At 68.6% G+C, this 20,830-nt stretch carries 19 protein-coding genes; 15 read left to right on the forward strand and 4 right to left on the reverse strand.

Translation table 11 applies throughout. From position 1 onward, the window contains the following. Positions 1 to 18: 18 nt before the first annotated feature. On the forward strand, positions 19 to 702 hold the full coding sequence (locus tag IFU30_RS07600; RefSeq protein ID WP_064297009.1) for a lysophospholipid acyltransferase family protein: 684 nt from the start codon (positions 19 to 21) through the stop codon (positions 700 to 702). Positions 703 to 821: 119 nt separating this feature from the next. Continuing rightward, a complete protein-coding gene (locus IFU30_RS07605; protein WP_056005400.1) occupies positions 822 to 2,168 on the forward strand; it encodes a class II 3-deoxy-7-phosphoheptulonate synthase in 1,347 nt (448 codons plus the stop codon). A 60-nt stretch (positions 2,169 to 2,228) separates the two neighbouring features. Here the strand turns inward: IFU30_RS07605 and IFU30_RS07610 are convergent, their stop codons facing one another. The 3 genes from IFU30_RS07610 to pknB all read right to left on the reverse strand — a co-directional run bounded on the left by IFU30_RS07610 (position 2,229) and on the right by pknB (position 5,110). Further along, complete coding sequence (locus IFU30_RS07610; RefSeq protein WP_137241612.1) at positions 2,229 to 2,630, reverse strand: VOC family protein; 402 nt, start codon at positions 2,628 to 2,630, stop codon at positions 2,229 to 2,231. 10 nt (positions 2,631 to 2,640) lie between these two features. Next, complete coding sequence (locus IFU30_RS07615; RefSeq protein ID WP_192004856.1) at positions 2,641 to 3,099, reverse strand: helix-turn-helix transcriptional regulator; 459 nt, start codon at positions 3,097 to 3,099, stop codon at positions 2,641 to 2,643. Positions 3,100 to 3,163: 64 nt separating this feature from the next. Beyond that, on the reverse strand, positions 3,164 to 5,110 hold the full coding sequence (gene pknB / locus IFU30_RS07620) for a Stk1 family PASTA domain-containing Ser/Thr kinase (protein WP_342450823.1): 1,947 nt from the start codon (positions 5,108 to 5,110) through the stop codon (positions 3,164 to 3,166). Positions 5,111 to 5,240: 130 nt separating this feature from the next. Here pknB and IFU30_RS07625 point away from each other — a divergent pair, with 130 nt between their 5' ends. Continuing rightward, complete coding sequence (locus tag IFU30_RS07625; RefSeq protein WP_086473210.1) at positions 5,241 to 5,582, forward strand: Rv2175c family DNA-binding protein; 342 nt, start codon at positions 5,241 to 5,243, stop codon at positions 5,580 to 5,582. Positions 5,583 to 5,607: 25 nt separating this feature from the next. Here the strand turns inward: IFU30_RS07625 and IFU30_RS07630 are convergent, their stop codons facing one another. Continuing rightward, a complete protein-coding gene (locus tag IFU30_RS07630; protein ID WP_064297005.1) occupies positions 5,608 to 6,708 on the reverse strand; it encodes a polyprenyl synthetase family protein in 1,101 nt (366 codons plus the stop codon). A 75-nt stretch (positions 6,709 to 6,783) separates the two neighbouring features. On the opposite strand from IFU30_RS07630, the gene IFU30_RS07635 reads away from it, so the two are divergent. The 12 genes from IFU30_RS07635 (at position 6,784) to murC (ending at position 20,828) form a co-directional block, all read left to right on the forward strand. Continuing rightward, positions 6,784 to 7,158, forward strand: coding sequence for a DUF3040 domain-containing protein (locus tag IFU30_RS07635; RefSeq protein ID WP_064297004.1), 375 nt, complete (start codon positions 6,784 to 6,786; stop codon positions 7,156 to 7,158). A gap of 314 nt (positions 7,159 to 7,472) precedes the next feature. Continuing rightward, complete coding sequence (gene mraZ / locus IFU30_RS07640; protein WP_064297003.1) at positions 7,473 to 7,904, forward strand: division/cell wall cluster transcriptional repressor MraZ; 432 nt, start codon at positions 7,473 to 7,475, stop codon at positions 7,902 to 7,904. A 139-nt stretch (positions 7,905 to 8,043) separates the two neighbouring features. Continuing rightward, positions 8,044 to 8,997, forward strand: a complete 954-nt coding sequence (gene rsmH, locus IFU30_RS07645; protein WP_192004857.1) for a 16S rRNA (cytosine(1402)-N(4))-methyltransferase RsmH — start codon at positions 8,044 to 8,046, stop codon at positions 8,995 to 8,997. Next, positions 8,994 to 9,587 (forward strand): hypothetical protein, encoded by a 594-nt coding sequence (locus IFU30_RS07650; protein ID WP_192004858.1) that lies wholly within the window; start codon positions 8,994 to 8,996, stop codon positions 9,585 to 9,587. The genes rsmH and IFU30_RS07650 overlap by 4 nt, the downstream gene beginning before the upstream one ends. 73 nt (positions 9,588 to 9,660) lie before the next feature. Beyond that, positions 9,661 to 11,433 carry a peptidoglycan D,D-transpeptidase FtsI family protein gene (locus tag IFU30_RS07655; RefSeq protein ID WP_192004859.1) on the forward strand — a complete coding sequence of 591 codons (1,773 nt, stop codon included), beginning with the start codon at positions 9,661 to 9,663 and terminating at the stop codon, positions 11,431 to 11,433. A gap of 26 nt (positions 11,434 to 11,459) precedes the next feature. After that, positions 11,460 to 13,004, forward strand: a complete 1,545-nt coding sequence (locus IFU30_RS07660; RefSeq protein ID WP_274499988.1) for a Mur ligase family protein — start codon at positions 11,460 to 11,462, stop codon at positions 13,002 to 13,004. After that, the gene (locus IFU30_RS07665; RefSeq protein WP_192004861.1) at positions 13,004 to 14,410 is read left to right on the forward strand and encodes a UDP-N-acetylmuramoyl-tripeptide--D-alanyl-D-alanine ligase; all 1,407 of its coding nucleotides are present in this window, start codon (positions 13,004 to 13,006) and stop codon (positions 14,408 to 14,410) included. The genes IFU30_RS07660 and IFU30_RS07665 overlap by 1 nt, the downstream gene beginning before the upstream one ends. Then, positions 14,407 to 15,504 (forward strand): phospho-N-acetylmuramoyl-pentapeptide-transferase, encoded by a 1,098-nt coding sequence (mraY, locus tag IFU30_RS07670; protein ID WP_138947134.1) that lies wholly within the window; start codon positions 14,407 to 14,409, stop codon positions 15,502 to 15,504. The genes IFU30_RS07665 and mraY overlap by 4 nt, the downstream gene beginning before the upstream one ends. Further along, positions 15,501 to 17,012, forward strand: coding sequence for a UDP-N-acetylmuramoyl-L-alanine--D-glutamate ligase (gene murD / locus IFU30_RS07675; protein ID WP_192004862.1), 1,512 nt, complete (start codon positions 15,501 to 15,503; stop codon positions 17,010 to 17,012). Before mraY ends, murD begins: the two co-directional genes overlap by 4 nt. Next, positions 16,990 to 18,294 (forward strand): putative lipid II flippase FtsW, encoded by a 1,305-nt coding sequence (gene ftsW, locus IFU30_RS07680; RefSeq protein WP_192004863.1) that lies wholly within the window; start codon positions 16,990 to 16,992, stop codon positions 18,292 to 18,294. The genes murD and ftsW overlap by 23 nt, the downstream gene beginning before the upstream one ends. After that, positions 18,291 to 19,388, forward strand: a complete 1,098-nt coding sequence (locus IFU30_RS07685) for a UDP-N-acetylglucosamine--N-acetylmuramyl-(pentapeptide) pyrophosphoryl-undecaprenol N-acetylglucosamine transferase (protein WP_192004864.1) — start codon at positions 18,291 to 18,293, stop codon at positions 19,386 to 19,388. The genes ftsW and IFU30_RS07685 overlap by 4 nt, the downstream gene beginning before the upstream one ends. A 27-nt stretch (positions 19,389 to 19,415) precedes the next feature. Further along, the gene (murC, locus tag IFU30_RS07690; RefSeq protein ID WP_192004865.1) at positions 19,416 to 20,828 is read left to right on the forward strand and encodes a UDP-N-acetylmuramate--L-alanine ligase; all 1,413 of its coding nucleotides are present in this window, start codon (positions 19,416 to 19,418) and stop codon (positions 20,826 to 20,828) included. The last annotated feature ends 2 nt before the right edge of the window (positions 20,829 to 20,830 follow it).

Below are 20,830 nucleotides of genomic sequence, written 5' to 3' on the forward strand. Positions count from 1 at the left end.
GCAAGACGGAGGAGCACGATGTTCTACTGGTTCATGAAGTACCTGGTCGCCGGCCCGATCCTGAAGTCGATCTTCCGGCCGTGGGTGATCGGCGCCGAGAACATCCCGGAGCACGGCGGCGCGATCATCGCCAGCAACCACCTGTCCTTCATCGACTCGGTGATCCTCCCGCTGTGCGTCGATCGGCGGATCTCCTTCCTGGCCAAGAGCGAGTACTTCCGCGGCAAGGGCTTCGGCGGCTGGGCCACGAAGACCTTCATGCTCGGCACGGGGCAACTCCCGATCGACCGGTCGGGAGGCAAGGCCTCCGAAGCCTCGCTCAACACCGGACTCGCGGTCCTCGGTGGCGGTCATCTGCTCGGGATCTACCCGGAAGGCACGCGCAGTCCCGACGGGACGATGTACCGAGGCCGCACCGGGGTCGCGCGGATGGTGCTCGAGGCCGGGGTCCCCATCGTCCCCGTCGCGATGATCGACACCGAGAAGGTCATGCCCATCGGCACGAAGCTGCCCCGGATCCGTCGGATCGGGATCGTCATCGGCAAGCCGCTCGACTTCTCGCGGTTCGAGGGCATGGAGGGGGACCGTTTCATCCTCCGCAGCGTCACGGACGAGTTGATGGTCGAGCTCCGCAAGCTCTCGGGCCAGGACTATCGCGACGTCTACGCCACGAGCGTCAAGGAGCGCGCCGCGTCGGCGTGACGCTAAGCTGAAAAACCGGGCCGCGATCGCGGTCCGTTCCCCCTTCCGGGCGGGCTCCGGAGCGCGTCCGGTCGAAGAGAAACAGGAAATCCGTGTCCCACGCTACAGAACCAGTCGTCATGGCCGAACCCTCGGTGATCGCCGGACTGGACTATTGGCGTGAGCTGCCGATCAAGCAGCAGCCGTCATGGCCGGACCAGGCCGCGGTGGCGCGTGCCTCAGCCGAACTCGCGACCCTCCCTCCGTTGGTCTTCGCCGGCGAGGTCGACATCCTGCGCGACCGGTTGGCCCGGGCGGCGAGCGGCAATGCGTTCCTGCTCCAGGGCGGCGACTGCGCGGAGACCTTCGCCGGTGCGACGGCCGAGCAGATCCGCAACCGCGTGAAGACGGTCCTGCAGATGGCCGTCGTGCTCACGTACGGTGCGTCGATGCCGGTCGTCAAGATGGGCCGGATGGCCGGGCAGTTCGCCAAGCCGCGCTCCAACGACTCCGAGACGCGGGGCGACGTCACCCTGCCCGCCTACCGCGGCGACATCGTCAACGGCTACGACTTCACCCCGGAGTCGCGCACGGCCGACCCCGCTCGGCTCGTCAAGGGCTACCACACCTCCGCATCGACGCTGAACCTCATCAGGGCGTTCACCCAGGGCGGGTTCGCCGACCTCCGCGAGGTCCACAGCTGGAACAAGGGGTTCGCCGCCAACCCGGTGAACCACCGGTACGAGGGACTGGCCCGCGACATCGATCGTGCGATCAAGTTCATGGAGGCGGCCGGAGCCGACTTCGACCAGTTGCGCGGTGTCGAGTTCTACTCGAGCCACGAGGCGCTGCTCATGGACTACGAGCGACCGATGACGCGGATCGACTCGCGGACCGGAACGCCGTACAACACCTCGGCCCACTTCGTGTGGATCGGTGAGCGGACCCGTGAGCTCGACGGCGCGCACGTCGACTTCCTGTCGCGCGTGCGCAACCCGATCGGCGTGAAGCTCGGCCCCACCACCTCGGCCGACGACATGCTGCGTCTCATCGACAAGCTCGACCCCGAGCGCGAGCCCGGGCGCCTGACGTTCATCACGCGGATGGGTGCGGGCAAGATCAGGGACGCCCTGCCTCCGCTGCTCGAGGCGATCAAGGGTGCCGACGCGACGCCGCTGTGGGTCACCGATCCGATGCACGGCAACGGACTCACGACGCCCACCGGCTACAAGACGCGCCGCTTCGACGACGTCGTGGACGAGGTCAAGGGATTCTTCGAAGCCCACCGCGCCGCAGGGACGCACCCCGGCGGCATCCACGTCGAGCTCACCGGCGACGACGTCACCGAGTGCCTCGGTGGCTCCGAGCAGATCGACGAAGCGACCCTGGCGACGCGGTACGAGTCGCTGTGCGATCCGCGCCTCAACCACATGCAGTCGCTCGAGCTCGCCTTCCTCGTGGCGGAGGAGCTCGCCGCCGCGAAGTAGGTCTCACACGACGAAGCGCCCATGCCGGGTTCGGCATGGGCGCTTCGTCGTCCGCGACACCTACGCCTGGGAGATCCTGACCAGGTTGCCCGACGGGTCGCGGAACGCGCAGTCGCGCGCGCCCCAGCCCATCTCCTTCGGTTCCTGGAGCACGTCTGCGCCGGACGCGCGGACCCGTTCGAACGTGGCGTCGAGGTCGTCGGCTCGGAAGACGAGCATCGGCAGCACCCCCTTCGTGAGGAGGGCCTGCAGCGCGTCCCCGTCAGCCTGCGAACGACCCGCGTGCGGTTCGGAGACGACGATGTCGAGGCCGGGCTGCGCGTCGCTGCCGAGCGTCACCCATCGGAAGCCGCCGTTGGCGACGTCGTTCCGGACCTCGAGTCCGAGTGCGTCGGCGTAGAAGGCGATGGCCTCGTCCACGTCGTTCACCGTGATGTTGCAGTACTGGAGTGAGATCGTCATGACGACGACGTTACGCCGGGCGCTGAAGGCCCGCTTCTCCGATCCTGCTCGATCCACTCGGACCGGACACCCGGCGATGGGCAGGCCTCGTGGTCGTCTTGGCGACGCAGTCCGGCATCGCGTCGACCGCATGATGTTCGCGCCGACGGTACGCGCTTGGCGTCTCGCCCGTTATGGCGGTGAAGGCCGAGCTGAACGATCCGAGCGAGGTGGCCCCGACGGCCAGAGCGGCGTCCGTCACCGAGCTCCCCGCCCGGAGGAGCGCCATCGCCCGTTCGATCCGCCGGGTCATGAGGTGGCCGTACGGCGTCTCGCCGTAGACGGCACGGAACCGCCTCGCGAAGTGCGACGGTGACATGAGCGCCGTCGACGCCATCAGCGGCACGTCGAGCGGTTCGGCGTAGTCGCGGTCGATCAGGTCGCGCGCCCGTCGGAGGCAGGCGAGTTCAGCGAGGTCCTCCGGGCTCATGCGGCGAGCGTAGCAGGACGGCGACGGCTCGTTCCGACGAGCGGACGAGCGCCGTCCGACCGGGTCACAGACCGAAGTCGGTGATGTTGACGGTCGAGCCCTTCTTGACGGACTTGCCCGCCGGGGGATCGGTCTTCTTCACCTTGAAGATGTCGCGGAAGGCCTCTGCCACGGCGATGTCGCCGACGGTGAACCCCGCTTCCTGGAGTGTCGTGATGGCCTGATTGATCGTCTGGCCGGTGGTGTCGGGGACGGCGACCAACTCGACGCCCTTGGACACGATCAACGTCACGTCGTCGCCCGGGATGAACGCCGTCTCGTTCCCGTCCGCATCGGTCTTGGCCTGGATGCCGATGACCTGCCCCGCGGGGATCGTGTCATCGAACGCCTCGTCGGATGTGCCGACACCGAGCCCGACGGACTCGAGGGCGTCGCGCGCCTGGTCCGGCGTCATCCCCGAGACCGAGGGCACCTGTCCGGCCGAGACGAGCAACGTCACCGTGGAGCCTTGGAAGGACGGTCCGCCCTGGCTGTAGTCGGCGCCCGAGGTCGCGTCGGTCGCCGCGAGCACGATGTCCTTGGCGATGCTCGGGTCGAACTGTTGGTTCACGGTGCCGACGGCGACCCCGAGCGCGTCCAACTGCTGTTCGGCGTCGGACTGTGCGAGCCCGGCGAGGACCGGGATGTCCACCGGCTGCGGCCCCTGGGAGACGAGGACCGTCACCGAGCTGCCCTTGTCGATCATCGAGCCGGACGGCGGATCGCTGCCGGCGACCGTACCGGCCGGGACGGTGAGGCTGAACGTCGCGCCTTCGACGGGCACGAAGCCCAGCTCCACGAGTTTGGCGGACGCCTGGTCGAAACTCCCGTCGGCGACGTTCGGGACCTGGACGAGCGAGCCGGGGCCCTGGCCGAAGTACCATCCGGTCCCGCCGGCGAGCGCAGCGAGCATGAGGACGATCGTGAACAGCGCGACGCCCACGCGGCTGCGCTTGCGCGCCTTCGTGGCGAGCTTGCCCGGACCGTCCGTCGCGTCGGCGCGCACCGGGACCTGCTGCGGTTTGGTGTTGCGGCCGATGACCTGGGTGACGTCGTCGGCGTGCTCGCTCGAGTAGGAGGCTGGCATGACGATCGTGGGCTGCGCCCCGGTGGCGACCGAGGTGAACCCGAGACTGGACTCGATGGACCGCAGGCGCTCGAGCATCTCGCCGGCGTTCGACGGACGATCGTCCGGTTCGCGCTCGGTGGCCCAGAAGACGAGGTCGTCGAGTTCCTTCGGGACGGCGGGGTTCTTGGCGCTCGGTGCGGGGACCGACTCGTTGGCGTGCTGGTAGGCGATCTGCATCGGCTGCTCGCCCTTGTAGGGCTGCTCGCCGGTGAGCATCTCGTAGAGCATGATCCCGAGCGCGTAGATGTCGCTCCGCGCGTCGGCCTGTCCACGGGTGACGAGTTCGGGGGAGAGGTAGGCGATCGTGCCGAGGAGTGCCTGGCCGGTGGCCGTGTTCGCGCTCGCGGCTCTCGCGAGGCCGAAGTCGCCGATCTTGATGCGTCCGTCATCGGCGAGGAGGACGTTCTCCGGCTTGACGTCGCGGTGGACGATACCGGCGCGGTGCGCGGCGGCGAGACCGGACAGCACGGCGTCGAGGATGTCGGCGGCCTGCCGAGGGGTCAGCGTGCCGTTGTCGCGGATGAGGTCGCGGAGGGTGATCCCCGGCAGGTGCTCCATGACGAGGTACGCCATGTCGGAGTCCTGGCCCTGGTCGAACACGCTGACGACATGCGGGTTCGCGAGCCGCGCGGCGGATCGCGCCTCCTGGATGAAGCGGTTCTTGAAGGTCGTGTCGTCCGAGAGGTGGCCGTGCATGACCTTGATCGCGACGCGCCGTTCCAGCCGCAGGTCCGTGGCGAGGTAGACCGTCGCCATGCCGCCGCGGGCGATGCGTGAGCGCACCTGATATCTCCCGTCGAGGAGACGGCCGATCATCGGATCGGTCTGCTGGTTGCTACTCACCAGTCGAGTGTATGGAACGTCGAGCGCGAAGAGCTGTCAACACCCCGGGAGGGCGGCGAGGTGCCTGGATCGTTACCCGAACGCGATCCGACGGCGCCGAGCGGAGCGCGGTCGTGGCAGACTGCTGTGCGTGACTGAGCAGAATTCCGAACTCGTGTGGTTCACCCTTCCCGATCTGGCGACCGAACTCGGGCTGCCGATCCGCCGCATCCGCCAGTACCTCGAGGAGCGCGACCTCCTCGCCGTCCGACGTGACGGCGTGCTGCAGGTGCCGTCGTCGTTCATCGCGGACGGCGGGCCGGTGCACAACCTGCGCGGCACGCTCACGCTGCTGTCCGACAACGGCTTCGACGACGAGGCCGCGATGGTCTGGATGCTCGAGGACGACGACGCGATCGGGACCTCGCCGATCGAAGCCCTCCGCGAGGGACGTCGATCCGAGGTTCGCCGGGTGGCTCAGGCGCTCGCCTGATCCCGCGCCGTCCGAGCCGGACGGCTCAGGTCTCGCGGCGTGCGACCGCGACCGCGAGGCCGCGCAAGTGGGCCCGGGCGTCGTCGTTGATCGGAGCCTCGCCCAATGCGGAGAGCGCCCGTGCGACGTGGTCCTGGATGAGCTTCTCCACCTGGTCGACGGCCCCGCTGTCGCGGATGGTCGCCTGGAGCAGGCCGATCTGGTCGTCGTCGAGTTCGGGATCCCCGAGCAGCTCGTCGAGGATGGCGCGCGCGCCCGGCTGGAGGGCCTCCCTCGTGAGCGCGATGAGGATGGTTCGCTTCCCCTCGCGGAGGTCGTCGCCACTCGGCTTCCCGGTCACGGCGGGATCGCCGTAGACGCCGAGGAGGTCGTCGCGCAGCTGGAAGGCGATGCCGAGGGGGAGGCCGTACCCGCGGAGCGACGCGAGCTGCTGCTCGTTCCCGCCGCCGAGGAGCGCCCCGAGCGCGAGCGGGGACTCGATGCTGTACTTGGCCGATTTGAAGATCAGAACGCGCTCGGCGCGGCGACGCTGTTCGTCGTCGGCGGCGTCGCGCCAGGCGCGCTCCTCGAGGATGTCGAGGTACTGGCCGGCCGTGACCTCGGTCCGCATCCGGTTGAACTCGGCCCGCGCTGCGCGAGCGGCGGTGCGGTCGTCCAGCTGGTCGAGTCCGTCGTCGAGGAGTTCGTCGCTCCAGCCGAGGAGCAGGTCGCCGAGGAGCGTGGCGGCTCCGGTGCCGAAGGTCGTCGGGTCGCCGTCCCATCGGCTGCGACGGTGCAACTCCGCGAAGGAGACGTGAGCAGACGGTGCACCCCGGCGCGTGTCGGAGTTGTCGATGATGTCGTCGTGGACGAGCGCTGCGGCGTGGAACAGCTCGAGTGCTCCACAGGTCGCGATGACGGTCTCGAGGCCGCCCTGACCGCTGGCGTGCCTCCCGGTCGAGACGGCCTGCCAGCCCCGGAAGCAGAACTGTGCTCGGAACCGCTTCCCACCGCTGAGAAATTCCCGGGAGAAGTCGAGGAACGGGGAGAGCTCCGGGCCGATCTGCGCGACAATGGAGCTTCGCGAGGAGAGAAAGTCGGAGAGCCCGCGGCCCACCAGGGTGGCGAGTTCATTGCTTTCGATCACGCACCTAGCCTAGTCATGCTTCGGTGGCTAGACTCGATCAACAACGTCGCGTCGTGTGACCTTGAGGGGAATCAGATGCCACTTTCAGAGCAGGAGCAACGGCTCCTCGATGAGATGGAACGCCACCTCTACCGCAGCGATGCCGATTTCGTCTCCAAGGTCAGCGCTGGCGCGGGCAAACCGAGTTACCGCGGAATCGCGCTCGGCTCCCTCATCGCGGTGGTCGGGGCGATCGGCCTCGTGCTCGGAGTCGTGATCCAGCAGCCCATCGTCGGTCTGCTCGGGTTCGCGATCATGCTCACGGGCGTGCTCGTGGCGACGAAGCCGACCCGGGCTCCACTCGAACAGCCGCGACCTCGTCAGGCTGCGCCGGCAGGACAGAAGTCCTCGCGTCTGATGGACCGCTTCAACGACCGCTGGGACAAGCGCCAGTCGGGCGACGAGCGGTAGCGAGGCCCGGTCTCCTGGTCGCTCAGCGGCCGGCCACCTGACTCCACTTCCCTCCCTCGCGGCACCGCCGCACCACGACTCCAAACGGGGCCGATCTTCGGATCGGCCCCGTTTCGTCGTTTCGGGCCCTCCCTGATCGTCCCGAGTATGGCAAAACCCCTCCATTTCCCTCCACCCCGCAGAGTCCCGACTTTGCGGGGTTTTTTCATGAGCAAATGGCCCAATTTAGAGGAATGTGCTGCAACGGTGGTGCAAAGTGGAGTAAAGTGGAGCCCAACCAAGATGTTGGCCAGAACGATTGGGGGCGGGGGCGTATGTTCCTCGGTAGTCACGCCCCCAAACTCGACGAAAAAGGCCGCATCATCCTGCCGGCGAAGTTCCGCGATGAGCTCTCCGGCGGGGTCGTCATGACTCGAGGCCAGGAGCACTGCATCTACGTCTTCAGCACGCGGGAGTTCGAGGCGCTCCACGAGAAGATCCGCCAGGCTCCGGTCACCAGCAAGCAGGCCCGCGACTACCTGCGCGTGTTCCTCTCCGGAGCGAGCGCCGAGACCCCCGACAAGCAGCACCGCGTGACCATTCCGTCCAACCTCCGCCAGTACGCCGGGCTCAGCCGCGACCTCGTGGTCATCGGCGCCGGCAGCCGCGCGGAGATCTGGGACGCCGAGGCATGGGAGTCCTACCTCGCCGAACAGGAGAGCGTCTTCTCCGAGACCGCCGAGGAGGTGATCCCCGGACTCTTCTAGCGCCCTGCCCCCTGACTCCCAGCCGTCCCGCCCTGACACACTTCCCCGGTGCCAGGTCGGAGCCCGCCCTGACACACTTCCCCGGTGCCAGGTCGGAACGGATGGGGATCAGGGGTCAGGGACCGTCCGGATTACGCATATGGCCATCAACGACATCCACACCCCGGTCCTCCTCGAGCGATGCATCGAGCTGCTCGCCCCAGCCGTGTCCCACGAGGGCGCGGTCCTCATCGACGCCACGCTCGGCATGGCGGGCCACGCCGAAGCCATGCTCGAGCGGTTCCCGCAGTTGACCCTCATCGGGCTCGACCGCGACCTCGATGCGCTGGAAATCGCTCAGGAGCGACTCGAGCGCTTCGGGTCGCGAGTCCGGTTCGTCAAAGCCGTCTACGACGACATCGACGAGGCGGCCGAGGAGCTCGGGTTCCCACAGGCGGACGGGATCCTGTTCGACCTCGGTGTCTCCTCACTGCAACTCGATCGGACCGAACGCGGCTTCTCGTACTCGCAGGACGCGCCACTCGACATGCGGATGGACGCCTCGAGCGAGCTGACGGCGGAGACGATCCTCGCCACCTACGACGAGGTCGCACTTCGGAAGATCTTCTGGGAGTACGGCGACGAGAAGTTGGCGCAGCGCTACGCGCGCCGCATCGTCGAGGAACGCCAGCAGCGACCCCTGACGAGTTCCGGTCAGCTCGTCGAGCTCATCGATCGGGCCACGCCGGCGGCCGCACGTCGCACCGGCCACCCGGCCAAGCGGGTCTTCCAGGCGCTGCGCATCGAGGTCAACGCGGAGCTGTCGGTCCTCGAGTCCGCTGTGCCCCGCGCGCTCGACCTGCTTCGGGTCGGAGGCCGGATCGTGTTCCTGTCCTACCAGTCACTCGAGGACCGGATCGTCAAGCGCGAGCTCCAGGCGCGGGCGAAGTCGACCACGCCGGCGGGGCTGCCCGTCGAGCTCCCGGAGCACAGCGCGGAGCTGAAGCTCCTCGTCAAGGGCGCCGAACTCGCCACCGAGGCCGAGATCGACGAGAACCCCAGAGCGAAACCCGTGCGACTCCGCGCGGCCGAACGGCTGAGGAGGCCAGCATGAGCGGAGCGACCGCAGCACTCGATCTCGCGCCCGAACGGTTCGGACGCGCTCGGCCGCAGCCGACCCGGACCGCCCCCGAACGGCAGCACATCCGTGCGGTCACGACCGGGGCGCGCTCGAAGCTCCGACCACGGCCGATGTACGCGGTCATCGTCGTCGGTGCGGTCGTCGCCATCGTCGTGGGCCAGTTGCTCCTCAGCGTCGGGCTGAGCCAGGGCGCCTACCAGATCCAGCAGCTCGAGGGGAAGCAGGTCGAACTCGGCCGCACCTCGGCCGCGCTGGCCGAGGACCTCGACCGCCTGGCCTCGCCGCAGTACCTCGCCGTCAACGCGCAGGCACTCGGCATGGTGGGCAACTCGCTCCCGACCTACCTCCGGCTCTCCGACGGCGCTGTGCTGGGGACGCCCACGCCGGCGTCGGCGAGCACGAGTCCGATCTTCAACGCCGCCCTCGTGCCGAACGCACAGGCAGCGACGCTCCCGCTCGTCGGCGGACAGAACGCCGCCGCCGCAGACGGCGCGTCGAGCCAGGAAGCTGTCACACCGCCCGTACCGTTGCAGGACGGGCTGCCGTCGCCGACCACGCGATGACCGGACGGATAACGGTGGAGGACGACGCCCTGCTCGGAGGTGCGACGTCAGGAGAGGACGCGGTGCGGGCATCATGGTGAGACACACGAAGACCACGCGCCGACGCCTCGCGTTCACCATCGTCGCGGTCTCCATCGTGATGACGCTCTTCGTCCTCCGTCTGGTCGACATCCAGGTGGTCCGCGCGAGTGCCTTGAGCGCCGAATCGCTCGAGAAGACCGAGACGGGCGACACGATCCTCGCCACCCGCGGCAGCATCCTCGCCTCCGACGGTTCGGTGCTCGCCGAAGCGGTCATGCGCTACAGCATGGCGGCATCCCCGAAGGACGCCGGCCCGTTCGAACGTGATGTCGACGGCACCGAGCAGACGATCACCCTCGAACAGGCGACGAACGAGATCGGCGCGATCATCGGGAAGCCCGGTCCGGAGATCCTCGCGCTCATCACGGACGCCCTCGCCGCGGACAAGGACTCGCTCTACGCGCTCATCGCGAAGAAGCTCACCCTCGACCAGCTCCGAGCGCTCAAGGCGCTGGAGATCCCGTGGACGACCTTCCAGGAGGAGCCGTACCGGGTCTACCCGAACGGCGCCGTCGCCGGCAACATCGTCGGCTTCGTGGGCGAGGAGGGCGAGGCCCAGGCGGGCGTCGAACTCATGGAGAACTCCTGCCTCGCCGGCAAGGACGGACGCACGACGTACGAGAAGGGCAGCGGCGGTCTGCCGCTCCCCGGCACCACGGTGACGAAGCCGGCGAAGGACGGCGGCGACGTCGTGCTGACGCTCGACAAGGACATCCAGTGGTTCTCACAGCAGTCGCTCGCCGCGCAGGCCGAAGCGGTCGGTGCGAGCTGGGGCGTCGTCACGGTGATGGAGGTCAAGACCGGCAAGCTCCTCGCCGTCGCCGAGTACCCGGCCGTCGACCCCGGCAACGTCAGCGCGACGCCGTCCGAGGACCGAGGTTCACGGGCCTTCGCCGCGCCGTTCGAACCGGGATCGACGTACAAGTCGCTCACCGCTGCGGCACTGATCGACCAGGGCGTCGCCAGCCCCAACTCACAGGTGGTCGCTCCGTTCCGGTACAAGCCCTCGAACGGTGCGGACATCAACGACAGCGAGTTCCACGAGGACATGAACCTCACGCTCGCGGGCGTCATGGTCCAGTCGTCGAACACGGGGATCTCGCAGTTCGGCGAGAAGATGAGCGCCGACACCCGCTACGCGTACTTCCAGAAGTTCGGTCAGCTGCAGAAGACCGAGGTCGGCTTCCCGAGCGAGTCCGGTGGCCTCATGGCGGACGCTGCGGACTGGGACAACCAGACGGACTACGCGACCATGTTCGGTCAGGGCTTCTCGACGACCGCGATCCAGGGCGCCAGCCTGTACCAGACGATCGCGAACGGCGGTGTCCGCATGCCCGTCCAGCTGGTCGAGGGTTGCCGGAATGCGGACGGCACCATGACCGACGTCCCCGACGCGACCGGAACCCAGGTCGTCTCCGCGGACGCGGCGAAGCAGGTCAGCGACATGCTCGAGATGGTCGACCAGGAGAGCTGGGTGGCCAAGAACGTCGACGTCCCCGGCTACCGGGTGGCGATGAAGACCGGCACCGCACAGCAGCCCGACGGCGATGGAGGCTACAGCTCGAGCTACCTCGTCTCAATGGCCGGTTTCGCTCCTGCAGAGGCGCCGCAGTTCGTCGTTTCGGTGAACCTGGCCGACCCGGTTAAGATGAATTCATCGGCTGCAGTCGCTCCCATCTTCCGGGATGTGACCACCCAGGTGCTGAAGAGCAGGGGAGTGCAGCCGTCCACGGAGCCGGCACCGAACCTGCCGCTCAGTTTTTGAACGACCTCATGAAGGATGGGCTCAGCGTGAACAATCAGGGCCCGATCAGCCTCAGGCCGGAACATCCGCAGCGGCGGGCGCTCTCGCAGCTGGTGACCGAATTCGATCTCGACCTGCACGGCTCGGCCGACGGCGTGGAGATCAGCGGTGTCAGCCTGAGCTCCGGTGCCGTCGAGCCCGGTGACCTCTACATCGGCATGCCGGGTGTCCGCGCCCATGGTGCCGCATACGCCGAGCAGGCGAAGGAACGCGGCGCGGTCGCCGTGCTGACCGACGACGCCGGACGAGAGCTGGCGGCCGCGGCCGGCCTGCCGATCATCGTCGTGCCGGAGCCGCGCGCAGCCCTCGGCCACCTCGCCGCCTGGGTCTACCGCACCGCCGAGGAGCCACCGACACTGTTCGGCGTGACCGGCACCAACGGCAAGACGAGCGTGGTCTACCTCCTGAGCGGCATGCTCGCGCAGCTCGGGATCGTCTCCGGGCTGAGTTCGACCGCGGAGCGGCGCATCGGCGACCTCGCGGTGACGAGCTCCCTCACCACGCCGGAGGCCAGCGAGCTGCATGCGCTGCTCGCGCGCATGCGCGAGTCCGAGGTGCGCGCGGTCGCCATCGAGGTCTCCGCCCAGGCGCTGACCAGGCACCGCGTCGACGGCATCGTCTTCGACGTCGTCGGCTTCACCAACCTCAGTCACGACCACTTCGACGACTACGGCGACTTCGACGAGTACTTCGCGGCCAAGCGGGAGCTGTTCGAACCCGATCGCGCTCGACGAGGCGTCGTCACGATCGATTCCGAGTGGGGCGGCCGGCTCGTCGAGCAGAGCCGGATCCCGGTGACGACCCTGACGACCCGCCCCGAGATCGACGCCGACTGGCGCATGACGATCCTCGAGGAGACCGCCGGTTCCACGACGTTCCGCCTCGACGGCCCCGGCGACCAAGCGCTCGTGACGAGCGTGCCGCTGCTCGGCTGGTTCATGGCGGCGAACGCCGCGCTCGCGATCGTGATGCTCGTCGAGTCCGGTGTGGAGTTCGACATGATCGCCCAGGCCCTCGAGCGGGACGGTGGGATCGACGCCTACATCCCCGGGCGTGCCGAGCGGATCAGCGGCGACCGCGGCCCGGTCGTGTACATCGACTACGGGCACAGCCCCGACGCGTTCCTCAACACCCTCGCAGCCATCCGGGCCGTCACGCCGGGCCGCGTGGTCATGGTGTTCGGCGCCGACGGAGACCGCGACACGACGAAGCGTCGCGACATGGGTGCGATCGCCGCCCGGGGTGCCGACGTCGTGGTGGTCACCGACTTCCATCCCCGGAGCGAGGACCCGGCGTCGATCCGGCGCGTGCTCCTCGAGGCCGCCCGTGAAGCAGCGCCGGACGGCGAGTTGCACGAGGTCGCCGATCCGGCGACCGCGTTCCGTACGGCGCTTGCGCTGGCCGGGCAGGGCGACACCATCCTCTACGCAGGACCGGGGCACGAGGACTACCACGAGGTGGCCGGCGTGAAGCTCCCGTACTCGGCGCGCGACGACTCGCGCGACGCGCTGCGTGAGGCAGGGTGGCTCTGATGATCGACCTGACCCTCACCGAGATCGCCGCGGCGACCGACGGCCGACTGATCCCCGGACCGGCGGACCCCGGCCTCGTCGTGTCCGGCGTCGCCGACACCGACTCCCGACTCATCACGCCCGGCGACATCTTCGTCGCGAAGCCCGGCGAGGAGACCGACGGACATCTGTTCGCCGACGCGGCGGTCGCCAACGGCGCCGCCCTGCTCATCGTCGAACGGGAGCTGCCCGTCGCCGTGCCGCAGATCGTCGTCGAGGACTCCGTGACCGCGCTCGGCGCCCTCGCCACCGAGGTCATCACGAGGGTGCGCGCGCTCGGACGACTCCGGATCGTCGGCATCACCGGATCCAACGGCAAGACCACGACCAAGAACCTCCTCGCCGCGGTCCTCGAGCGCGTCGGGGAGACGGTCAGCCCGAAGGCCTCCTTCAACAACGAGGTCGGAGCACCGATCACCATGCTGCGCGTGACGAACGAGACGCGGTTCCTCGTCGCGGAGATGGGTGCCAGCGGCATCGGCGAGATCGCCCGACTCATCCGCATGGCGAAGCCCGACATCGGCGTGGTCCTGAAGGTCGGACTCGCCCACGCGGGGGAGTTCGGTGGGATCGAAGCGACCGTCACGGCGAAGACCGAGATGGTGTCCGAGCTGCTCCCGGAGGACGTCGCCGTCCTCAACCTCGACGATCCACGGGTGGCGGGCATGGCCGATGCCACCCGGGCACGCGTCCTCTGGTTCGGCCTCGACGACCGCGCCGCCGTTCGAGCGACCGACATCGTCGCGACGGCGTCCGGAACCGCGTTCACGCTGCACCTGCCCGACGGTTCCTCTGCGCCCGTCCGGTTCAAGGTGCTCGGTGAGCACCACGTCATGAACGCCCTCGCCGCGGCCGCAGCCGCCCACGAACTCGGTGTGGAGATCGACCTCATCGTCGACGCCCTCGCGAGCGTGAGCCGGGCGGAGCGCTGGCGGATGGAGCCCCTCGGCGGACGCGACGACGTGTCCATCATCAACGACGCCTACAACGCGAGCCCCGACTCCATGTCGGCCGCGATCCGGACCCTCGCCCAGATCGGTGCTGAACGCGGCCGGACCATCGCGGTCCTCGGCGCCATGAGCGAACTCGGCGACTGGGCGGGCGAGGAGCACGACCGGATCGGGCTCCAGGTCGTCCGGCTCGGGATCGGCCGCCTCGTCGTGGTCGGCCCCGAGGCCCGCCGCATGCACATCACCGCGATCAACGAAGGATCGTGGGACGGGGAGTCGGTGTACTTCGCGACCGCGGACGAGGCGTTCGCGTACTTGAGCGCGGAGATCGCCCCGGGCGACACCGTGCTCGTGAAATCGTCCAACGCGGCCGGACTCCGGTTGCTGGGCGATCGACTGGGGGAGTTGTACGCATGAGAGTCCTGTTGGCCGCGGGAGCGATCTCGCTGGCGTTCTCCCTCTTCTTGACACCGCTCTTCATCAGGGCGTTCCGCAAGCTGGCCTGGGGCCAGTTCATCCGCGACGACGGACCACAGAGCCACCACACGAAGCGCGGTACCGCGACGATGGGTGGCGTCATCATCATCGTCGGAACCCTCGTCGGCTTCTTCGCGAGCTATCTGATCTTCCAGGAGCAGGTCGGCGTCTCGGCGCTCCTCGTCCTGCTGATGATGGTCGGACTCGGCATCGTCGGGTTCATCGACGACTTCCTGAAGGTCCGGAAGAAGCAGAGCCTCGGCCTCGGCGGGTGGGCGAAGGTCGCCGGACAGCTCATCGTCGCGACGGTCTTCGCCGTCCTCGCGATCAACTTCCCGAACACCGAGGGCTTCACCCCGGCGTCGACGAACATCTCGATCATCCGCGACATCCCGATCAACTTCATGGCGATCGGCATCCCGGTGATCGGCATCCTGCTGTACATCCTCTGGACCTCGGTGATCGTGGCCGCGACGTCGAACGGCGTGAACGTCACCGACGGGCTCGACGGGCTCGCCACCGGCGCCTCGATCCTCGCGATCGGCTCGTACATCATCATCGGGTTCTGGCAGTTCAACCAGTCGTGCTTCAGCTCCTCGCTCGCCTCCGACGTGGCCTACAAGTGCTACGACGTCAGAGATCCACTCGACCTCGCCGTGGTCGCCGCGGCGATCGTGGGTGCGCTCATCGGGTTCCTCTGGTGGAACACCTCGCCGGCGCAGATCTTCATGGGTGACAGCGGTTCGTTGGCGCTCGGTGGAGCGCTCGCGGCCCTGGCCATCCTCAGTAAGACCGAGCTCCTTCTAGTGCTCGTCGGTGGTCTCTTCGTCATCGAGGCCGGTTCCGTGATCGTCCAGCGGGTCTACTTCAAGGCGACCCGTGGCAAGCGCATCTTCCTCATGAGCCCCATCCACCATCACTTCGAGCTCAAGGGTTGGGCCGAGGTCACCGTCGTCGTCCGGTTCTGGATCATCGGTGGTCTGCTCGTCGCAGCGGGCGTGGGGTCCTTCTACCTCGAGTGGTTGAGCCGATGAGCGCTGAGCGCCTCGACGGGCTCCGCAGCTGGCACGCCGACTGGCGTGGTCTGCGGGTCGCCGTCCTGGGGCTCGGGATGACCGGGTTCTCCGTCGCTGACACCCTCACCGAGCTCGGCTCGGAGGTCCTGGTCCTGGCCGGCGACGCCGCGGACGAACGCGCCGAACTCGTCGGCGTCATCGGTGCGCGGCTCATCCAGCGGGACCTGTCGACCGTTCCGTCCGAGCTCGTCGAGTTCGCTCCGGAGCTCGTCGTCGTCTCACCCGGATTCCACCCCGACCACTCCGTCGTCACGTGGGCGCAGGCCGCCGGGGTCGCCGTCTGGGGCGACATCGAGCTCGCCTGGCGGGTCCGCGACAAGGTCGGCACCCCGGCCGAGTGGATCTGCGTCACCGGAACGAACGGCAAGACCACGACCGTTCAGCTGACGGCGTCGATGCTCGTCGAGGCGGGCTTCCGCGCGGCGCCCTGCGGCAACATCGGCGTCCCGGTCCTGGACGCCGTCCGTGATCCGCAGGGCTTCGACTTCTTCGTCGTCGAGCTCTCGAGTTACCAGTTGCACACCCTCGGCCTGCAGGGCGGTCGGAGCATCGTCTCGCCGCTCGCCAGCGTCTGCCTGAACCTCGCCGACGACCACCTCGACTGGCACGGCTCCGCCGCGGCGTACCGGGCGGCGAAGGCCGTGGTGTACGAGAACACGAAAATCGCGTGCGTCTACAACCGTGCTGACGCGGCGACGATGTCGATGGTCGAGGAGGCCGAGGTCGTCGACGGCGCCCGCGCCGTCGGGTTCGGCCTCGACGTCCCCGGACCGAGCGACTTCGGCGTCGTGGACGGCATCCTGGTCGACCGCGCGTTCCTCGACGACCGTCGGACGAGCGCCCTCGAGATCACGACGGTCGAAGCGCTCGCCCAGCGCGGGCTCGCCGCCCCGCACATCGTCGCCAACATCCTGGCGGCAGCGGCACTCGCCCGGGCCGCCGGCATCACGGTCGAGGCCGTGCGCGACACCCTGCTGTCGTTCGGCCTGGACGCGCACCGGATCCAGCTCATCGCGCGACGGCTCGAGGTGGACTGGATCGACGACTCGAAGGCCACCAATCCGCACGCCGCCGACGCCTCGCTCGCCGCCTACCGCTCGGTGGTGTGGATCGTCGGAGGCCTGTTGAAGGGCGTCTCGATCGATCATCTGGTGGAGCGGCACGCCGACCACCTGCGCGCGGCCGTCGTGATCGGCGCCGACCGCTCGGAGGTCCTCGCGGCATTCGCGCGACACGCGCCGACCCTGACCGTCATCGAGGTCGACGCAGCGGAGACTGAACACGTCATGCCGGAGGCCGTTCGCCGGGCCGCCGAGGTCGCGCAGGCAGGGGACACCGTGCTCCTCGCTCCTGCAGCCGCCTCGATGGACCAGTTCACGGACTACGGACACCGTGGTCGCCTGTTCCAGGCCGCCGTCGAAGCAGAGCTGGGAGGTGAGGCGGATGATCGATCCGCCTCGCGCTGACCCGCGCCGCGTGCGGTCGTCGTCGTCCCGGATGACGACGGTCGCCTCAGGCAGTGGGACACCCGACGCACCGACGTCGCCGAGAGGCATGTCGAGTGCGCGGATCTCGCTGGGCAAGGTGCTGCGTCCGGAGTCGAAGAACTATTTCCTCCTGCTGGGTGTCACCCTGTTCCTCGTCGGGCTCGGGCTCGTCATGGTGCTGTCCTCATCCTCCGTCGAGTCTTATGAGGCCGGCGACGGGTACTTCGGGCTGTTCTGGCGCCAGGCGACGTTCGCGATGATCGGTGTTCCGCTCATGCTCATCGTGAGCCGCTTCCCGGCACGGTTCTGGAAGAAGTGGGCGTGGGTGTTCCTCCTGGTCGCCATGGGCCTGCAACTGCTCGTCTTCACACCGCTCGGCTACGAGATCGGTGGCAACCGCAACTGGATCGAGATCGGCGGCTTCACCGCGCAGCCCTCGGAAGCGGTCAAGCTCGCACTGGTCGTGTGGCTCGGGCTCGTGCTGACGATCAAGCAACCGCGTCTCCTCGAGTGGAAGCACGCCCTGATCCCGGTCATCCCCTTCGCCGGTCTCTCCATCGGCCTCGTCCTGCTCGGTGGCGACCTCGGTACCGTCGTGATCATGGCCCTGATCGTGTTCTCGGCGCTATATTTCGCCGGGGTGCGACTGCGCTACATCGCGATCCCGGTGGTCGCAGGGGCCGTGCTGTTCCTCATCATGGCCGTCACGAGCGCCAACCGTATGCAGCGCATCATGGCGTTCTTCGGCGACGGCAAGGGCGACTACGAGAACGCCGACTGGCAGTCGACCCACGGCACGTGGGCGCTGGCGAACGGCGGCCTCTGGGGCGTCGGCCTCGGCAACTCGCGCGCGAAGTACGGGTGGCTGCCGGCAATCTCGAACGACTTCATCTTCGCGGCGATCGGCGAGGAGCTGGGCCTCATCGGTGCCGTCCTCGTCCTCGGGCTGTTCGTCTTCCTCGCCGTCATGTTCATCAGAGTCATCCGCACCAGCGACGACTCCTTCGTCAGGATCACCACCGGCGCCATCATGGCCTGGATCATCGGCCAGGCACTCGTGAACATCGGCGTCGTCCTCGGAGTCCTCCCGGTGCTCGGCGTGCCGTTACCGCTCCTGTCCTCGGGCGGCACGGCGCTGCTCACCACCCTCGTCGCGATCGGGATCGTCCTGTCGTTCGCCCGGGAGCGGGGGCGTCCCGCGTCCCAGCAGTCCCGTCGGTCACCCGCTCGACGTCCCCAATCCTCCGGAGTCACCCGATGACCACCTACCTCCTCGCCGGCGGCGGCACCGCCGGCCATGTCAACCCGCTGTTGGCGGTGGCCGACGGACTGCGAGCCAGAGACCCTGAAGCGACGATCCTCGTCGTCGGCACGGCGGAGGGCCTCGAGGCACGACTCGTCCCGGAACGCGGCTACGAATTGCTCACCATCCCCAAACTGCCTTTCCCCCGTCGGCCGAACATCGATGCCCTCCGCTTCCCCGGTCGCCTCCGCCGGACGGTCGCAGCCGTGGTCGCGATGATCCGGGAGCACCGGGTCGACGTCGTGATCGGTTTCGGCGGCTACGCGGCCGCACCGGCCTACACGGCGGCCAGGCGCGCCGGCGTCCCGCTGGTCATCCACGAGGCGAACGCGCGTCCGGGCCTCGCGAACCGGCTCGGCGCGAGGTACACGCCCTACGTCGGTGTCGCCTTCCATCACACGCCCATCCGCAACGCACGCTTCGTCGGCATGCCGCTGCGTCGCGAGATCGAGGAGCTGGACCGCGAGACGCTCCGGCCGGCGGCCCTCGCCGAGTTCGGCCTCGTGTCGGACCGACCGCTACTGCTCGTCACCGGCGGTTCGCTCGGCGCGAGACGGATCAACGCGACGATGAGCCAGAGTGCCGAAGACGTCGTCGCGGCCGGCTGGCAGGTGCTCCACATCACGGGTGCGAAGAGCGAGATCTCGGATCCCGGTGTCGACCATTACCACCTCCTCGAGTACTGCTCCAGGATGGAGCTCGCCATCGCCGCAGCCGACTTCGCGGTGTCGCGTGCTGGTAGCGCCACGGTCAGCGAGCTGTGCGCGGTCGGGCTCCCGGCCGTCTACGTGCCCTACCCGGTCGGCAACGGTGAGCAGCGCTTCAACGCCGCCGACGTCGTGCGTGCAGGGGGAGCGGTTATGGTAGATGACGCGCAGTTCGTGCCGGCCTGGGTGCGTGAGCACCTCGTCCCGTTGCTGAGCGATCGGCACCGGGTCGACGACCTGGCCGCCCAATCCAAGAGCGTCGGTGTCTCCGACGGCACGGCTCGCGTCATCGCCCTCATCGATGAGGCGCTCCAACCATCGGTGCAGCGCGTGCGCGGCCGGTGATCCAGTCTTCCCAGAAAGCGTGACACCGTGATCAAGCCAGACCCCACCGTCGAGATCCCCGCCGACCTCGGCGTCGTGCACTTCGTCGGCATCGGCGGCAGCGGGATGAGCGGCATCGCACGGTTGTTCGTGAGCGCCGGATCGCGCGTGACCGGCTCGGACGTGCGCGAGTCGAAGAACATCGACGCCCTGCGCGAGCTCGGCGTCCCCGTCGCCATCGGCCACGATGCACAGAACGTCGGCGACGCGGACACCCTCGTCGTGACCGGGGCGCTGTGGGCGGACAATCCCGAGTACCTGCTCGCGAAGGAACGGGGCCTGACGATCCTGCACCGGTCGCAGGCGCTCGCGTGGCTGACCTCCGGGACGCGACTCATCTCCGTCGCGGGGGCCCACGGGAAGACGACGTCGACCGGCATGATCATCACGGCGCTGCTGGAACTCGGTGCCGATCCCAGCTTCGTCAACGGTGGCGTGATCGAGTCCCTCGGGCTGAGCTCGGCCCGCGGCGCCGGAGAACTGTTCGTCGTCGAGGCGGACGAGTCCGACGGTTCGTTCCTGCTCTACGACACGGCCGTCGCGCTCATCACGAACATCGACCCCGACCACTTGGACCACTACGGCTCGCTCGAAGCGTTCGAGCAGGCGTTCGTGACCTTCGCCCAGCAGGCTCGCGAGCTCGTCGTCATCTCCTCGGACGACGCCGGCGCGGTCCGGATCACCCCGGCGCTCCGCGCGGCCGCCGACGGCAAGCGCGTGCTGACCTTCGGAGAGGCCGCCGACGCGGACGTCCGACTGCACGACGTCGGCTCCACCGGGCCGGTCTCGTTCCAGCTCAGCTACGAGGGCACCAGCTACGCGGCTACCCTCCGCGTGCCCGGGCGCCACAACGCCATCAACGCCGCCGGTGCCTTCGCCGTCCTCGTCGGTGTCGGGTTCGACCCGGCGGACGCGCTCCGAGGCATCAGCGCCTTCGGCGGAACGCAGCGTCGATTCGAGCTGCACGGGGTCGTCGACGGTGTCAGTGTCTACGACGACTACGCGCACCACCCCACCGAGGTCGCCGCCGCTCTCGCCGCCGCGCGCACGGTGGTCGGCGACGGTCGCATCATCGCGGTCCACCAGCCGCACCTGTACAGCCGGACCCGCCTGTTCGCCCAGGAGTTCGCCGACGCCCTCGAACGGTACGCCGATCACACGGTCGTGCTCGAGGTCTACGGCGCGCGCGAGGACCCCGAGCCCGGTGTGACCGGTGCCACGGTGTCGACCCGGTTCTCCGACGCGGACCGCGTCGCGTACATCGACGACTGGCAGCGCGCCGCGGACTACACGGCGACGGTCGTGCGACCCGGTGACTTCGTCATCACGCTCGGATGCGGCGACGTCTACCGCATCGTGCCGCAGCTCCTCGAGGCCATCGCCGGTCGCGAGTCCGTCTGATG

Origin of the sequence: Plantibacter sp. CFBP 8798 (assembly GCF_014841195.1) — a bacterium.
GTDB classification, from domain to species: domain Bacteria; phylum Actinomycetota; class Actinomycetes; order Actinomycetales; family Microbacteriaceae; genus Plantibacter; species Plantibacter auratus.

Coding starts and splice junctions, on each gene's coding strand:
- IFU30_RS07685 (WP_192004864.1), top strand. CDS start 18,291: ATGACCACCTACCTCCTCGCCGGCGGCGGCACCGCCGGCCATGTCAAC.
- mraZ (WP_064297003.1), top strand. CDS start 7,473: ATGTTCCTCGGTAGTCACGCCCCCAAACTCGACGAAAAAGGCCGCATC.
- IFU30_RS07655 (WP_192004859.1), top strand. CDS start 9,661: ATGGTGAGACACACGAAGACCACGCGCCGACGCCTCGCGTTCACCATC.
- IFU30_RS07665 (WP_192004861.1), top strand. CDS start 13,004: ATGATCGACCTGACCCTCACCGAGATCGCCGCGGCGACCGACGGCCGA.
- IFU30_RS07615 (WP_192004856.1), bottom strand. CDS start 3,099: ATGAGCCCGGAGGACCTCGCTGAACTCGCCTGCCTCCGACGGGCGCGC.
- mraY (WP_138947134.1), top strand. CDS start 14,407: ATGAGAGTCCTGTTGGCCGCGGGAGCGATCTCGCTGGCGTTCTCCCTC.
- IFU30_RS07605 (WP_056005400.1), top strand. CDS start 822: ATGGCCGAACCCTCGGTGATCGCCGGACTGGACTATTGGCGTGAGCTG.
- IFU30_RS07635 (WP_064297004.1), top strand. CDS start 6,784: ATGCCACTTTCAGAGCAGGAGCAACGGCTCCTCGATGAGATGGAACGC.
- IFU30_RS07610 (WP_137241612.1), bottom strand. CDS start 2,630: ATGACGATCTCACTCCAGTACTGCAACATCACGGTGAACGACGTGGAC.
- IFU30_RS07600 (WP_064297009.1), top strand. CDS start 19: ATGTTCTACTGGTTCATGAAGTACCTGGTCGCCGGCCCGATCCTGAAG.
- rsmH (WP_192004857.1), top strand. CDS start 8,044: ATGGCCATCAACGACATCCACACCCCGGTCCTCCTCGAGCGATGCATC.
- ftsW (WP_192004863.1), top strand. CDS start 16,990: ATGATCGATCCGCCTCGCGCTGACCCGCGCCGCGTGCGGTCGTCGTCG.
- murD (WP_192004862.1), top strand. CDS start 15,501: ATGAGCGCTGAGCGCCTCGACGGGCTCCGCAGCTGGCACGCCGACTGG.
- IFU30_RS07650 (WP_192004858.1), top strand. CDS start 8,994: ATGAGCGGAGCGACCGCAGCACTCGATCTCGCGCCCGAACGGTTCGGA.